Consider the following 16,757-nt stretch of genomic DNA (forward strand, 5'->3'; position numbering starts at 1 on the left):
ACTCCGCCAAATGTTTCACCAAGCCAACATCCTTCTTCTCGGTAACGATCGGCAAATTCTTTTGGCCATTCCGTATAACCTGTTAACATTCTTTCGTCCCCCTATTTTTCATTCAGCGAATTATCTCTTAGCCCTAAAGCCTTCAGCATTGTTTGGAACTTAGCTGATGTTTCCGCTAACTCATCTTCTGGTTTTGACTCAGCAACAACTCCAGCTCCTGCATATAAACGAAGTGTATTTTCTTGCACTTCAGCACAACGAATTGTAACAATCCATTCGCCATCTCCATTTAAATCGCTCCACCCTAACATTCCTGTAAAGAATTCACGGTCAAATGGCTCAATTTTTTGAATAGCCTCTCTCGCTTCTTCTATCGGCGTTCCGCAAACTGCTGGCGTAGGATGAAGAGCGATTGCTAATTCTAAAGAAGAAGTATTTGGATCCTTAAGCTCACCTTTCACTTCTGTAGACAAATGCCACATTGCTTCACTATGAATAACTGATGGTTTTTCTGGCACATGCAATGTATGACAGTACGGACGAAGCGCAGCAGCTACCGCTTCAACTACTACTGCATGTTCATGTAAATCTTTTGGTGAAGAGAGTAATTCCTCTGCTCTTCTCTTATCTTCCACTGGATCTACACTACGAGGTCTTGAACCAGCTAACGGATTAGAAGTAACTTGCATACCATTACGTGAGACGAGTAATTCAGGGCTTGCTCCAATTAATGTCTTATTGTTCTCGTTTTCACCTTTCGGTAAATTCACAGCAAATGTATAACCATGCTTATTATGCTCTGCTAATTCGCGAAGTAGTTTTTGTTTATCAATCTTCTCTGAAGATTTAACATTTAGCGATCTAGATAGAACGATTTTCTTTAAATCTCCATCCTGAATTTTTTCAATCCCTTGCTTCACACCATTCATATACACTTCAGGCTCTGGGACTGGTGACATTTCAAATGTTAAGTTCGCATTTGTTTCAAGATGATTTGTTGTATCCAATTGTAAACGCTCAGAAGTTCTGCAATATTCCGGTACAATAAGTTGAACTTCTTTTCTACAATCAAATGGCAAGGCACCGACAACGATAGGATTAGGATTTCCTGCTTGTTTTGCATTACTTAATACCGCTTGTACAAGTTCTGGAAAACTTTCAATTTCATGATGCTTTACTGTAGTAAACTCTCCTTCAGTTAAGATTGTACGGGTTGGTGAAGCAAAAAAAAATGAAGAACCAACTTTATAATCATCTAATAATTGTAGAGCTGAATTTTTATATTCAGTCATATAACTCATCTACTAATAACCTCCCACATTTAATACTACACTCCTAAAGTTGCTCCTCCATCAACACACATATTATGCATTGTAATATGTGCAGAACGGTTAGAGACCAAAAATAAAACTGCTTCTGCAATATCAGAAGGTGTAGCCAATTTTTTTAAAGGAATCCCTAATTTATAATTTTCTAGAGAACCTTTAATTACTTTTTCCATATCACTCTCATCATTCCACATTTTTTGTTGCATTTCAGTTTCTGTGGAACCTGGTGATACAATATTACAGCGGATATTATATTCGGCTAATTCTAAAGCCATAGTTTTGGTAAACGAAGTAACTGCAGCTTTAGACGCTGCATATGCAGACATTCCTACACGTGGTATACTAGATGCATTTGAACCTATGGTAACAATTACCCCCTCCCTACGGGGCTTCATATATTGAATTACAGCACGCGAAACATAAAATACACCCGTAGTGTTCACTTCAAATGTTGAATGCCAATCCTCATCACTCAAAGATTCAACAGAGCCAATACGTAAGATTCCTGCTACATTTACTAAAATACCAATTGGCCCCATAGTAGATTCAACTTCTTCTACTATTTTATCTATCCTTTTGCGATCACTAACATCTGCTCGAAAGACAACAACATGTTGATTTTTTTTTTGTAATTTTTTTGCCATTCTATCTAATACTTCTTCATTTTTATCTACTGCTACTACAGATACACCTAGTTCAGCCAGAGCTTTAACTACAGCAGCTCCAATACCTTGTGCAGCACCAGTTACTAAAGCAATTTTCCCTTTCAAATCCATATATGTATTCCTTCCCTTTTCTTTTATTTTAGGCTTATAACAAAATTTCAAAAATAATCATATTTACACACGTACTCTTTACATTCTTTATAACTATATCGCACCTCAAATTGCTTAACGATAATAAATTTTTTTAATTTGTTTTATATTACATTTAAATATATCGCTATAACATTGTATTATTTTTAATAATAAATTCCATATTTTTAAACAAAAAGAATAATAAGCGTTTTTTTCAAAAAGAAACTTATTATTCCTTTTAAATTTACCAGTACACTAAACACTCTATCAGTCTGAGTAAACTACCTTATGCAAACACCGTCATGAATAAATGGATATACTAACAGTTTCAGATATGTCATGAATAATTTCATGTATGTTTTTAAGGATAACTTTATGCGGAAATTGATTAGAATTGGCACATACTGATAATTTATAATCAGAATCTATATGATATTGTTTAAAAAAGTAAGCACTATTTGTATCACCTTGATTAATACTAATACCTTCCTCCTCATTTTTTTTTATGGTAAAAGAGTTGAAAGAAGTTGAAAGACCTGTGCCAATTGCCTTGATATAACTTTCTTTCAAAGTCCATAAATCATAAAAATAATCATTTTTTTCGGTTAATACCTTTAAATTCAAATCCTCAATTTCCTTCATTGAAAAAACTTGTGAAATTGTTTCTAACTTGATTGGACGTATTTGTTCAATATCTATACCTACTGAAGTATTACCTACAATACAAACAATCCAATCTCCTGAGTGAGAAATATTAAAACAAAAAAACTTATCTCCTACCCAATCCGGCTTACCATACTTATTGTAAGTATACTTTATATCTTGATTAGATATTTTATAACGTTTACAAATAATAGATCTAATCATTACATCACCTAACAAAGTTCTATAAGCATCTTCTTTTTTTTTATAACGTTCTATTTTTCTTTTCTTTTCTATTGAAACCAAATTTAACAGGCTATTGTATGTGGTTTCATCCATAGATTTCAAATTCTTGATAGCATAAATACTGCACATTAAACCGTCCTTTCTTTTGACAATTGATAGATTGATGCAATTTTACATCTTTTATTTTTTATCAAATATAACTATAACATTTCAAAATATTTCCTTATCTTCTTTCAGCCGAAGCTTTTTTTCTGCCTTCTTTTCAAATCTCTTAGCCTCATTTCTTCCTCATAAATCGTTACTTCTAATACAACACATTCGATACTTATTTCTTTCACAAATCTTTCTGCATACTATAATTCAACATTTTTTAATTCTTATTAAAATTTCTAAAACGAACATTATTTTTAATTGAAAGAAATTTTAAATTATCATATAAATTTAGTTCATTATTTATGAATAGTATGATTATGTCCTAACTCAATAAATAAATTTTTTATTTTTTTACTGTAGGATCGAATTTTACTATTATAACCTGCAGACTTTTCTACTACATTTAGTATATATTTTATTAGAAACTAGTGCAGAACATCATTTTTAGGTTTTTGAAATCTTAACATTTCGCTTAAATTTCTCATTGGTAGAATAATACATATGTTAAATACCAAAATACAAACAAAGACGAATCTCTCCTCTAGGCTTCGTCTTAATATGTAAAAATCACACATTCATTAACCTTATTTTAGTTTAAATTCAAAACATCCTCATACACAATTGCATATATGTCATTCCATCTGAGCATCGTATTTAATTTTAACCCTATCTTATATATTTGCATTTTTTATCGGCTGAACATATTTGCGAATATTGGAAATTGTTAGGTATCTAAACAAGTGTTGAATCTAAACTTTATATCCTGATTCTAAGAAATGATAATGTATACCCACCCATTTCACATCTAACACCTTCACCCATACACGTGCAAATGTTTTCTGTATAAAAGTATCCGGTGAAACATATTCAACATCAGTTTGCATAATTTTTTTAGATGCTGACAATAATTTAATATCAAATTTCCCATTTGGAGTTAATGGGATTTTATTCAGGTGTACAAAATATGTAGGTATCATATAATTCGGTAAATACATAGATAAGTTATCTCTTAACTCTCTATTAGATAGTTCTTCATTTACTACATAATAAGCACATAATGTTTGTTCATTTTGGGCATCTGGATATACTGTAACAATTGCTTCTTTAATTGAACGTATCTGAAGAATTTGCGACTCAACTTTGCCAATTTCAATTCGATTCCCTCTTATCTTCACTTGATTATCCTTACGTCCTATATATTTAATATTTCCATCTGGAAACCATCTTGCCAAATCACCAGTTCGATATAGGCGTTTAGGGGTTAGCAATAAATCGCATTCGGTCAGTTCAGGCTGATTTAAATATCCTCGTCCAAATATCCGCTACCACCTATAAATAATTTCCCTAACACCTCGATAGGCTGAATACGGAGTACCTCATTTAAAACATAAATTGTTACATTCTTGTCCTTTATTGAAGGTATTATTGATGTAGACATTTTTTAGATATAATATTTAAAACATCACTATAATTCCTATTCACATAAAAATGATCCCCATCGATTTCAAAGAAATCACAATCCCCATCAGTCAAATCTCTCCAAGATAGTATATTGTTCCTATCTATTATATGATCTTTATTTCCAAAAATAATTGATAAATCTTCTTTGATTCTACTCGACACTGTATTGTATTGGTATTCATTATTCATTTTAAAATCTGCTCTTAATATCGGTAAAAACAAATCCATTAATTCTTTATTTTCGAGAACTGCAGAAGGGGTTCCATTCATATGTTTTATTTTTTCAATAAATTGATCATCCGGTAGTAAATGAAAAAAGGAATGTGACTTTCTTTTATGTGGAGCACCCATTCCTGAAATAAAAACATGCTCAGGAGTAAAAAAATCAAAATTTCTAATTAATTCAAATGCTACCAATCCTCCAAAACTATGGCCAAAAATTGAATATTTTTCACATTCATTAATATGAATTAAAATTTGTTTATATACATCATCAACCATTTCATTTAAATTCGCAAATAAAGTTTCACCGATGCGGCTTCCTCTACCAGAGTACTCAATTGGGATAAATTCAATTGAATTACAAACACGGCCCCATTCTTTAAAAATTTGTGCAGATCCCCCTGCATGTGCCAAACAAATCAGTTTACTTTTATTCATACATTACCTCCCAAAAATCAACAAAAAGAACTTCACATCCGAAATTTTGAATTTATAACAAAAAATATTTTTCTTGAGCATAAATTAACCTGAATAAGAATTTGATAATAAATATAAACTCCATTTTAATACTACGAGTTTTTAATGTACTTTTCTCGACTATATTGCGAGATTTCGCAATCATTATATTATAGCAAAACGAGTGAATATACATATGCCTCTCATTACATTCTTTGAAATTGAAATTTTTGTTTAATTAAAAACGAAAATTAAAAATCTAATATTTTACATATACAGAAAATTATAATATAAAAGGAATAAAATCTCAATATTTTTAAATATAATTTATAAATGGATTATTTTTCAATTAATACCCGTTAATCCAAACAAGATTCCAATGTTCGTTTTAAAACAAGAAAAAAATCTCTTACAGTCCCTACCACAGAGCACAATAAGAGATTCTTACAGAATCAAACACACACTAGTAAAAGTCAATGCATCGAACATGATTTACTACAAGTCAAATCAATAATCAGTTTCAGCTAAATATCAAAGAAAGACCCAATTGGCCATTTCTATTGGCATCACAGCAGCTAAGAAACGTACAAGTACATATTTCATTAAATGTCATGATTTACTTTAAAATCTTAAACGTGCAAAAGTAGCAAATCGTCTTGAAACTCGTATGGAACATTATACGAAGCATAAACTACTTATCAATGATGAAATTAGTTATTTGCCAATTGATTCAGAGGATGCAAAATTATTTTTTCAGTTAATTGATATGCGTTATGAAAAACTTCATTCCACGATTCTCACTACCAATATTAATTTCAAATCGTGGAATGAAGTTTTTCAAGACACAAAAATAGCTAACGCCATATTGAATCGTGTCTTGCATCACGCCACAGTCGTTAGCATTATTGGAAAATCTTATCGAATTAAGGATCATTTTAATAAAGAGAATAAGTAATTTTGTACAGCCTTGGACAAGCAAAAGTGTACATGTTTAGGTTGACATTTATACTCAAGGATATACTCTACTGTTTCTTGCTTAAATGTATCATCATATTGTTTTCCTATACCTATTGGAATTTAGGCACCTGATTATAATTGAAATATTTATTATAATCAGGTGTCTATTTTATATCTTTATCATTCATATATTAATTAATATAAATTAACGTGAATTGAACCCATTAGTAGGTCACTTTGTAAGCTAAGCTTAAATATGTTATTTAGTATTTATCGTTTATTAAATCTTTTATAAAAATTATTTATAAAACGTATTAGGTACATCTTCTTTTAAAATAAAATCTTCAACTAATTTAGATGCCTCTCTTTCAATATTTAGAGTTGAGGATAATATATCCTTTAAGTTAGTAAGATATGCTCGTTCTTTTTTTGATGCTCTTAACTTAAGGACTAAATTAGCTGCTATTCTAAAATTCTGATAGCTATCTAAATATAAGTCTTCAATCACTTCAATATTGTTATAATTACCTTTATATTTTGAGATAATTTTTGAATAATGGTACCTTGAATTACTCAAATTAAATAAACTTTTGTATATGTCTTTTAATGGCCCTTTTTGATGGAAATGTTCTTCTAAGTAATTATCGAATCTATCAAAAGTTTTTAGACCCACCAACCGTCTGTGATTTGGTATATCTAAAAAATCTACTGCCTCTCCCCCTAATATTTGGGAGTTATTCTTAGTCATAACTTTAAATAAATAATGTTTGTCTAGTTTAAAAGAATGCCCATCCGTATAGAAACTACGGAAAATGTATTCATTTTCACCTTCAATGTCCATTCTAGTTTCCATAGCTTTTGCAATAATGGCTATATCAACCAAACCAGAATATTTATAAAAATGGTCACATACAAAAAATTGGTCATGTTCCATATGTGTAATTTCAATGTAGTGTGGTCCCCTATGTTTGCAATAATACATATTAAATGGTAAATCAAAGATATCAACACGTACTAGTATTGAACTACCACTGTTTAATATAAATATTATTTTTTCTAACCAAAGTTCAAAATTTGGTGATTTATATTCAATACTTCTTACATTAGTCGTGTTATAAAGATGTTCATACTCATTTATATAGTAAGGAGTAAAAATTAGATTATTCTCATTTTCATAGATTGCTAACCCTGCCTGGTTCCAAATAAATTCTGATATTGGTATAACCCTTGATAAAATAGCGTTTAGTGTAAGGGTTTTACAATCGAAGTTCTCCTTATAAATTACTTTTGATTTACTCAAATTGTTATACCTCCTTCATTGTGATAGAAAAAATATGTATAAATGGATTATAACCAAACTTAAGGTGATCTAATTTCATATAAGAATTAAATGACATATGATAAAACCAAATTTTAGGTTTTATAAACTTGTTAATACCTAGATGTGAATGCATGTATTCAAAAGATTTGAAACAAATATCACCATTATTAGATATCTCACTATTTAAGTCTGATAAGTGTAGTTTTTTAGAATAAATATTATTTTCATTCATTAGGTCCACATTATGGTAATAACTACCTCCGTAACAAGTGCCAACAAAAAAAATGTCTGAGTATAAGTTTGGTCTGATTTTTATAAGTTGATTATCCACTTCAAAGTTATCAAAATTATTGTTAATATTAAATATAAAAGGTATATCTTGACTTTCATAAATAAAGTTCATGTTCTCGCGAAAAAAATCTTTTGGTATAGAGAGTCCTGCTAAAGAATCTAGTTCTCCATTACTTTTATCTTCATAACTAGTTATACCTTTATTGTTGTTGTGTTCTTCAAGGTTTACGCAATAAAACACTATTAACTACCTCCGTATTTTTTATTAAAAACTAAATTAACTTTGATTGATTTAGTTTTAACTAGGAAACAACGTTTACCTTTTTCAAATAGGGTTTTTATAGAGTTTGAATGTTATTCTGAGCCGCATAAAACACTGTTATGGAGATTTACCTACTTTAAAAATACTTTACCCCATAACAGTGACTTGTTAAATAAACTATGTATAAAGCTAGTTTTACTATTTAAGTACTTCATCCTTCTTACTTACTATAAGTTCCCACCAATTATTAATAGTCGGTTCCAAAGCAAGTTTTACAAAGGGTAAATTGATTCCTTTTTTATTTAGATTTCCCATAAAAGTCATAACCCTTATCGAGTCCATCCCTAATAACAATAAGTTCTCATTATCATTAATTGACTGAAACTCATTATAGCCAATTAGTTCAGCGACTTGTTCACGGATGTAATCTTTAGTTAAATCATCATTCTCATTAGATAGTGCTTGTTTTATTTGCTCGGTAGTAATTGTTTTAGCGCATCTATTTGATGTATAAATTAGTGATTGTTTATGATCTTCTAAAGTGAAATCAGCAACAGCATCTCCAACGAAAAATGGTTGTATACCTTCCATAAATGCATCTGCTGCAGTTAAAAGACAGCCTATATGAGCGTAAACTCCACAAATTATTATCTGGTCACGTCCTTGCTCCTGAAAAATGTCTAATAGGTCATTTTTTTTAAAAGCACTGTACCTCCATTTAGTTAATAAAATATCATCTTTTTCAGGAGTCAAACTGCTAATAATCCTTTGCTTATTACCTTCTCGGGGAATTCCCTTTCCCCAAAAGTCTTCTAATAACGCTCTCTGGTGAGAATTTTGACCTTCAGGTTGAGCAGAATATATAATTGGGATTCCAAGCTCCTTACACGTGCTTTTTAGTATATTTATATTCTTCACAAGAGTTTTTATTAGCAGTGAGTCTTCTTCATAAGCGTCAATAAAATACTCTTGCATATCATGAATCAGTAAAATCGCACGTTTTTTATCAACATTCCATTTTACTTTATTAGTTGGTAAATCAGTTTTTGTTGGCATTAGATAGTCTTTAATAGTTGGTAAAGTCATTAAAAATTCTCCTCATAATGTAAGTAATTTAATAATTAATTTTGGTCTTCCTATATTTATCTGATATCATTTTACGTAATTCTTTTTTACTAACTTTCCTTACTCCAGTCTCAGGAAATTCAGTTATAAATTCTACTTGATCCAGAAATTTATATTCATCTCCACCTCTTAAAGTTAAAAACTCTTTTAAATCTTTTAAAGTAGGACGATTTTCTTTTGCTATTATATAGGCACAAATTCGCTCACCTAAATACAACTCTGGGATAGATAAATTGCTACATCTGTAATATCTTTGTGTACTAGGAGATGATTCTCAACTTCTTCTGCTGAGGTTTTTTCCCCTCCCCGATTAATCTGATCCTATTCGTTCAGCTACATTAATAACTGATTTTTCTTTCATTTTTAAAATTGTATCTCCTGAGTTATTGATAATCTGTTCAATTATATTTAACATATTATCTCCCAGTCCTTTAATGGTACTATATTTATATAAAGTAGTTGAGTACGTTAATATACATTTAAGTTCACTATCATTATCAATAATTTCTAATATTAATTTAAAATCTGATACAGGCTGTTCGATCATTTTAAAAGACTTTATTTCTAAATCTCCTTTGAATTCATTTAATTTAATAACTTTTTGAAAAAGAAACATCGCTTCAAAAATCTGGTTATTAAGATTAATACTTTCTTGATAATTATTAAGTACCTCATCAAAGGTATATTCTTGATTTTCAATAGCTTTTAAAGAGTTTTCTTTTACTTCTTCTAAGAAATCATAAAATAATTTATTATCGAGTGGCTGGTTCCTAACGGCAACAGTATTTACAAATAAGCCCATGGTAGATTCTAAATCTGAATGCGTGCGTCCCCCACTCATACTTCCAATAATAATGTCATTATTCTTACTATAAGTAGATAGCATAATAGTATAAATAGTTAACATAACTGTATATAGAGTAGTATTTTTCTCTTTAGCAATTAAATACAATTTCTCTTTTTGTGATTTATTAATTACGAACTCAATATTATTACCCTTAAAGTCTAATTCTTGTTGCGTTTCGTAATCAGTTGGCAGCTTAAACATTGAGAATTGATCCTTGAATAAATTTCCCCAATAATTCCCTTGCTTTTCTATACTTTTAATACGAGACAATTGCCAGTTTGCATAGTCTTTATATTGAACACGTAAGGGTGACAGACTCTCTCCATTGTAATATTTTATCAAATCATTCATAAAAATATTTAATGAAATTCCATCTGATATAATATGGTGCATATCTAGTAAAAATAAATAGCTATCTTCCCCCACTTTTAATAAGTCGCATTTAAATAGTGGTAACTTATTAAGATTAAAAGGTTGAACAAAGTTATTAATATAATTAGCTATTTCTTTATGATCATCCATTTCAATGACATTGAGTTTAAAAGAGTAAAATGAAGCTATCTTTTGTCTTAATTCAGAGTTTATTTCTAAAAAATATGTTCTTAAAGTCTCATGTCTTTCTATTAAATGTGAAATTGCATTTTCTAAACGCTTTACATTTAAATTTCCTTTGAACTCTGTAACAGAAGGCATATTGTATGCAATTTTTGATGGTGAGATTTTGTTCATTTCAAACATCCTCTTTTGTAGAGGAGAGATTACATAACTGTTCTTGGTACTTACTTGAGGTATAATTAAATGTTCTTCTTTTCTTTTTCCTTCTATTTGTTTTGCTAGCTGTTTAAATAAAGGGTTGTCAAAGACATCTTTTATTGATAATTTAACTTGAAATGTCTCGTGAATCTTTGTGACTAAGTTTGCTGCTTTAAGTGAATGTCCCCCAAAATCAAAAAAGTTATCTAACAGTGAAGGTTTGTTAGTCCCTAGCACGGCACTCCATACGATTGCTAATTCACTTTCTAATTGAGTTAAAGCTCTTTCTTTGGAACCCTTTTTACTTTTATGAATATACTTAGGTAAAGATTTGTAATCAATTTTTCCGTTAATAGTTAAAGGTATATCTTTTAGTTCCATAAAATAACTAGGTATCATGTAAGGCGGAAGCACTTCACTTAATTTTTCTTTTATTTTTTCAGTTGTTACAGAGTTATTAGTTACATAATAAGTAATTAATTCTAGACTTTCTTTTTCAGCTTTAATAGGGATTATTACTGCTTGTTGAATTAATCCGGTTTTATAAAGAGCGTTTTCTATCTCTTCTACCTCAATTCTAAACCCTCGTATCTTTACTTGGTTATCTACTCTACCCATATATTCTACATTACCATCTACTAGCCACCTTGCTAAATCACCCGTATAGTAGATTCTTTCACCTGAAACAATAGGATTCTCAATGAATTTTTCTTTAGTTAAATCAGCTCTATTTAAGTAACCCCTCGCAAGTCCTTGCCCAGCAATATATAATTTCCCTGTGACACCAATAGGTTGCAATTTAAATGAATCACTAAAAATATAAAACTTTGTATTAAGGTTTGGTTTCCCGATAGGAATTAGCGATGTCTCATTTCCTTGAGTCAGGTAACTTGATACTTCAACGGTGGTCTCTGTAGGTCCGTAGGTATTATATAACCTAGTATTATTTTTTAATGTAAGTGTATCGTAAAAGCACCTTGTCAAATTAGCAGACAAAACTTCACCGCCTACAGAAACATACTTAACAGTCACTAATTTATCTTGCATTTTAAATTCATTTACATAATTTAAAAAAACTTGAAGCATAGATGGTGAGAACTCAAGATGTGTAATTTTATATTTATTAATAGCTTCTATAATAAGTAAAGGGTCCATTTCAGCATGATTTTCTAATAAGCTAAGGCGTGCCCCTTTCCACATCCACCAAAATAATTCCCAGACAGACGCATCAAAAGATATAGTGGTTTTTAACAAAAGTGAGTCTGTATCCTTGAGTGGACTTCTCTCCTCAAGGGTTTGCAGAAAATTTATAACCGATTTATGTTCAATCATTACACCATTTGGTTTTCCAGTTGTTCCTGAAGTATATATAATATAGGCTATATCTGTAGTTTTTACGTCACTATTTAAATTATTTACTTCACCAAGATATATGTCATTTAAGGAAATTTTAACTCCTTGAAATAAAATTTTATCTTTAATTGAATGGTCACTTAACAAAAATGATGCACCAGAATCATTTAATATAAATGAAATTCTGTCAGCGGGATATTTGGGGTCAATTGGTAAATAAGTTGCACCAACCTTTAATACCCCAAGTATAGAAGCTAACATTTCAATTGAACGTTCAAAAGCTAATCCTACAACATCACCAGGATGTACACCCCTTTTTTGGAGTTCTTTTCCAATTCCGTTCGCTTTAATATTCAATTCCTTATATGTAATTTTCGTATCCCCAGATTGAATAGCTATATTATTTGGTTTTTTTTCAACTTGATACTCGAACATACCGTGTATCGTTTGAAATTTTAATATATGACTTTCTGATCTATTGAATTTATTTAAAATATCTAGACGTTCCTTTTCTAACAAAATATCTATAGAACCAACATCAGAATCAATCTCAGTATCCAGTAAAGTATCAATTAAATTTATAAACCTATCACTATGTAAAGAAATATCGCTTTCGGAATATTGTCTCGGATTTGCATCCATTTCAACTTTTATAGTAGATGTTTCTACATCAATGTAAATATTAATTGAAATGTCTTCTACTGGACCTGCTGAAAGATTATGAACTATACCTTTTACACCTCCGAAATTTAAACTGTAATCAAAAGTTTTAAAGTTTACTACAGGCCCAAATAATTTATCATTAGTACCAACGTAACCGAGCTCTCGTCTAATTAATTCACTTCGATATTTTTCATGTTTTTTAATTTCTAATATTTCCTTTGAAACCTGCATAATTAAATTGTTAATGCTATTGTTACTTTCAACATTAACATTTAAAGGTAGAACATTCATCACATTTGATGGAATTGTAAGTGATACTGAACCGAGCCTACACATCATTGGTAGTCCAAGTATTATTTTATTTTGTCCAGTAGTTAAACTTAAATATATTGCAGTCGCAGATAATAAAATTTCAGACCAATTAATTTTTAGAGAGTGAGCTAAATCTTCAAGTTTTTTAATTGTACAAGCTGATAAATATCTGGTTTCTCGAATAAATTGACCTTTAGGTATACAAGTATCTCGATTCATTTGTTGATGATTATTAAAACTAACTATCTCCGGATGATACTTCATTTTATTTATCCAGTATTTACTGTCCTGTAAATACTTATCTGAATTATAATAGTTATTTTCTTCTTCAATAATAGAACTTATTGCCCCAAAACTAAAATTATCTATACAAACGTTAGTCAATTTCGAAGTATAAATATCAGAAACCTTTTTTAAAATTAGAGAAACACCATAACCGTCTATAATTGCATGATGAATTTTCTGATACCAATAATATTTATTATCATCAATACGGAAAATCATCTCTCGATATAACTGATCATTTGAAAGATTTATTTCTAGTTCCATTTCTTCTTTCATCCAATTAATTGCTAAATTGTGTGCATCATCATTACCCGATAAATCGTGATAATCTATTATTATTTCTTTCTTTTCATTAATAGTTTGATATAATTCATCATCTCTTTCGTAAAGATTTGCATTTAGTGCTTCACACTCAAGAATAGTTTGCTTAATTGAATCTTTCAAAAGATTCACATTAACTTCCCCATTAATTTCTACGTATTCTGCCGTATTAAAGACATTGTTATTTTCCTGAAGTTTTTGTGCATACCAAATTCCACGCTGAGCAGAAGTTAAAGGTATTTTTCCCATAAAATATGACCCCTTTTAATACATTTTTATTGAAGTAGTGAGATTTCTAATTAAACTAAATTGTATGTAGTGGATGAGTAAAATAATTCTACTGAAGGGCCAATTAATTCAATTGTTTTTCGTTTAAAAAGATGTTTTTTAGTTTGTCAATTGTTACATTTTCAATATTAATATTATTTATATCTTCATTCTCACTACAAACAGCTAATTTATAACGAATTTTCCAATTTATATATACGATATATTATATATAAACACTAAAAAATGTCAATACTATTAAATTTTCACTTTCTTAATAAATAATACCAAAAAGACTGTACATGTATTAATAAATTAGCAATAAGATATATTATAATATGATTTATCATGAAAGATGTGAATGTTCCTTTATATAATACACTTTGTTTCTTCTTATTTTTTCATAAAAGGTTAGAATAGAAAATACCTTTAATTATTATTAATTCATATTTTCATAATAAATAAAAAAGCATCATAAACCCACTGGAATATGATGCTTTTTTCTCATTTATTATAGAGGGAAAAAATCTTGTATTGGTGTCTCTACAACATTCATGCTATGTTTACTTCCCTGAATCAGATGTATATTCGCTTCATTACTTGGATATGTTTGCACTCTCTTACTGAACAGTATATTGAATTAAGCTTACTGCTTTTTTCGCTGATGTAGAGGCTTCAATTGGTGTATCACCTTCACTTATGACATATCCCAGTCTATGGTAACTACTAGAAACTTTCTCTACATGAAAAGGAAGATTAACCGTATGAATCTTTGCTACCCCCGTCACATTCTCCGCTTGCTCTACGTTGTGTATCTCTACATAGGTGCCTAATTGCTCAGGGATGCAAAATTGTATAGCAGCAGACTTAGACCGCTGCGTTTCAATTTGAATTGAAATTCCGACTGCTTGATCTAAAACAGCTTCTACCATGTTTACTCCAGTAGCCATTTCAACTAAGTCCGGAATACAGTCACCCGCCAATCTTGGATTAATCTCCACTAAATAAAGATCAGCATCTTTTACAATAAATTCTATATGTGCGGCCCCAGCTTGTAAGTTAAATTCGGACAACAATTGTACACAATACTCTTCAAGACCTTTAATGGGACTTAAATCTTTTGAAGTCACATGACCGCTTTCCACTGCATGAATACCATAAATGTCTTTTTGAGTTACTGAAATAAGCTTCCATCCTTCTGAAGTGTGTAACATCTCTGCAGAATACTCTGCTCCCTCTATAAATTCTTCAATTAACCATTTTCTCTCTAAGCTATATCCTCTTTCATTGATATTCCTTACCATTTCAGCTTCTAAAGCGCGTTTGAGGTCACCCTCACTATTACAGATAGATACTCCATTGCTTCCGCTATCGTCTACAGGCTTTAATACGCAAGGAAACTTGATATCTATATTATCCCAATTCGTATCAGGATCAACTATTGCAAAGCCAGGTTGCTTAAATAATAAATCTTGAGCTCTCTTATATGCTGGATATTGATTATTATGACAAACTGTATTTTACCTATTATCTTATTTTTATCATTCAACCATTGAATAGCCCCTGCCATGTATTGTTTGAATATATCTGTCTTTCTTCTCGCACTTTAACTTTTTTCTTACATACCCAATATATAAGTCTACTACATTTGGACTTACTACTACGTTATATCCCCAAACCTGATCCAAAAGCATTTCACGGTGCAATATCTTATTTTTATTTTTGATTAAAAATAAAAGTAAATCATACTCGCGCTTAGTAAGCGAGAGATTTTCACCACCTTTTTTCACAATATTGCTATATGCATCAACAAAGAGATCTTTAAACTGAAAAAAGTTTGTCTCATTTTGCTGGATGCAGTCACTTCTCCTTAAAATCGCTTGAACTCTTGCTACTAATTCTTCTTTCACAAATGGTTTTCTTATATAATCATCTGCTCCTGCTTGTAATCCTGCTATGCAATCCTTGCTAGAAATATTGTTGGTCACAATAATTATCGGTGTCGTTTTAACAAGTCGTATTTGTCTGCAAATTTCTGGTCCCGATATATTTAATGAATCCCAATCCAATATGATAATATCCCAATCTTGTTCATATATTATATTTAAACCTTGGTTTTCATTGTGAATTTTTAAAATGAAATAGCCTTCTTGCGTTAGACCGCTTACGATTTTCTTTGCTAAAGACCTTTCATTCTTAATTACTAACACCTGCTGCACCGATGGTTCACCTCTACTTCAATATAACTTAGTTAGATAAAAAAAATATTCCCAAAAATAATTTAAGATTTATATATATTAAACCCCTAAAAAAATCCATTATAACAGCTTATTAGGAGAACCATATATAATTTTACAATAGATATGGATAAAAACGCAAAATATATGAATATTTAAATGAACATTATTAAATAATTAAGGGACAGCTATAGTATTTACCTGCTTATCATCAATAACTATTTCTTCATTTTTCTTTTCAAGGGGTACCGTCCCATCGCTATCAAGCTAACAAAATATAACTACCCCCAGAACGAAATTTTGTGCTAATTTGTAATAAAAAGCTCATTTTTTCGTTAGGGGGTGGATTTGTTTGCTAAAGTTGGTGGGCATGTGGCAGACCCCCACATCCATCAACTTAAGGATTTAGACTATTTTTGAAGCTAAAAGCACGTTACTATTCTCTTATGTTAATGAGA

11 protein-coding genes and 4 pseudogenes are annotated in these 16,757 nt (G+C 30.2%); 2 read left to right on the top strand and 13 right to left on the bottom strand.

The window, feature by feature from the left end; genetic code table 11:
* Nucleotides 1-101: 101 nt before the first annotated feature.
* From dhbC to JDS95_RS29460, 5 genes are all read right to left on the bottom strand, one after another.
* On the bottom strand, nt 102-1,301 hold the full coding sequence (gene dhbC, locus JDS95_RS29440; RefSeq protein ID WP_000121167.1) for an isochorismate synthase DhbC: 1,200 nt from the start codon (nt 1,299-1,301) through the stop codon (nt 102-104).
* 26 nt (nt 1,302-1,327) lie between these two features.
* Entirely contained in the window at nt 1,328-2,104 is a 777-nt protein-coding gene (locus JDS95_RS29445) for a 2,3-dihydro-2,3-dihydroxybenzoate dehydrogenase (RefSeq protein WP_000364391.1), read from the bottom strand.
* A 321-nt stretch (nt 2,105-2,425) separates the two neighbouring features.
* On the bottom strand, nt 2,426-3,106 hold the full coding sequence (locus JDS95_RS29450; RefSeq protein WP_240522384.1) for a 4'-phosphopantetheinyl transferase family protein: 681 nt from the start codon (nt 3,104-3,106) through the stop codon (nt 2,426-2,428).
* A gap of 809 nt (nt 3,107-3,915) precedes the next feature.
* Nucleotides 3,916-4,434, bottom strand: coding sequence for an AMP-binding enzyme (locus tag JDS95_RS29455; protein ID WP_085451218.1), 519 nt, complete (start codon nt 4,432-4,434; stop codon nt 3,916-3,918).
* Between the two features lie 154 nt (nt 4,435-4,588).
* Nucleotides 4,589-5,287, bottom strand: a complete 699-nt coding sequence (locus tag JDS95_RS29460) for a thioesterase II family protein (RefSeq protein ID WP_001043228.1) — start codon at nt 5,285-5,287, stop codon at nt 4,589-4,591.
* A gap of 388 nt (nt 5,288-5,675) precedes the next feature.
* Here JDS95_RS29460 and JDS95_RS29465 point away from each other — a divergent pair.
* Nucleotides 5,676-5,816, top strand: a pseudogene (locus JDS95_RS29465) (IS21 family transposase); the annotation flags it as partial.
* A 27-nt stretch (nt 5,817-5,843) separates the two neighbouring features.
* Nucleotides 5,844-6,260: pseudogene (locus JDS95_RS29470) on the top strand (ATP-binding protein); the annotation flags it as partial.
* A gap of 300 nt (nt 6,261-6,560) precedes the next feature.
* Here the strand turns inward: JDS95_RS29470 and JDS95_RS29475 are convergent.
* The 8 genes and pseudogenes from JDS95_RS29475 to JDS95_RS29500 form a co-directional block, all read right to left on the bottom strand.
* Complete coding sequence (locus JDS95_RS29475) at nt 6,561-7,562, bottom strand: hypothetical protein (protein WP_000045679.1); 1,002 nt, start codon at nt 7,560-7,562, stop codon at nt 6,561-6,563.
* A 4-nt stretch (nt 7,563-7,566) separates the two neighbouring features.
* Nucleotides 7,567-8,115 (bottom strand): hypothetical protein, encoded by a 549-nt coding sequence (locus JDS95_RS29480; RefSeq protein WP_000499003.1) that lies wholly within the window; start codon nt 8,113-8,115, stop codon nt 7,567-7,569.
* Between the two features lie 219 nt (nt 8,116-8,334).
* On the bottom strand, nt 8,335-9,222 hold the full coding sequence (locus JDS95_RS29485) for an isochorismatase (RefSeq protein WP_000174708.1): 888 nt from the start codon (nt 9,220-9,222) through the stop codon (nt 8,335-8,337).
* Between the two features lie 28 nt (nt 9,223-9,250).
* Nucleotides 9,251-9,582: pseudogene (locus tag JDS95_RS32280) on the bottom strand (AMP-binding enzyme); the annotation flags it as partial.
* On the bottom strand, nt 9,572-14,044 hold the full coding sequence (locus JDS95_RS29490; protein ID WP_000516434.1) for a non-ribosomal peptide synthetase: 4,473 nt from the start codon (nt 14,042-14,044) through the stop codon (nt 9,572-9,574). The pseudogene JDS95_RS32280 and the gene JDS95_RS29490, both read right to left, overlap by 11 nt.
* Before the next feature lie 638 nt (nt 14,045-14,682).
* Complete coding sequence (locus JDS95_RS32050; protein WP_254903149.1) at nt 14,683-14,961, bottom strand: hypothetical protein; 279 nt, start codon at nt 14,959-14,961, stop codon at nt 14,683-14,685.
* Nucleotides 14,950-15,537 (bottom strand): annotated as a pseudogene (locus JDS95_RS32055) (ATP-grasp domain-containing protein); the annotation flags it as partial. The gene JDS95_RS32050 and the pseudogene JDS95_RS32055, both read right to left, overlap by 12 nt.
* A 66-nt stretch (nt 15,538-15,603) precedes the next feature.
* The gene (locus JDS95_RS29500) at nt 15,604-16,281 is read right to left on the bottom strand and encodes a response regulator transcription factor (RefSeq protein WP_085451220.1); all 678 of its coding nucleotides are present in this window, start codon (nt 16,279-16,281) and stop codon (nt 15,604-15,606) included.
* Nucleotides 16,282-16,757 lie beyond the last annotated feature (476 nt).

Source organism: Bacillus cereus group sp. N24, assembly GCF_016483345.1.
In the GTDB taxonomy this organism is placed as follows: Bacteria; Bacillota; Bacilli; order Bacillales; family Bacillaceae_G; genus Bacillus_A; species Bacillus_A toyonensis.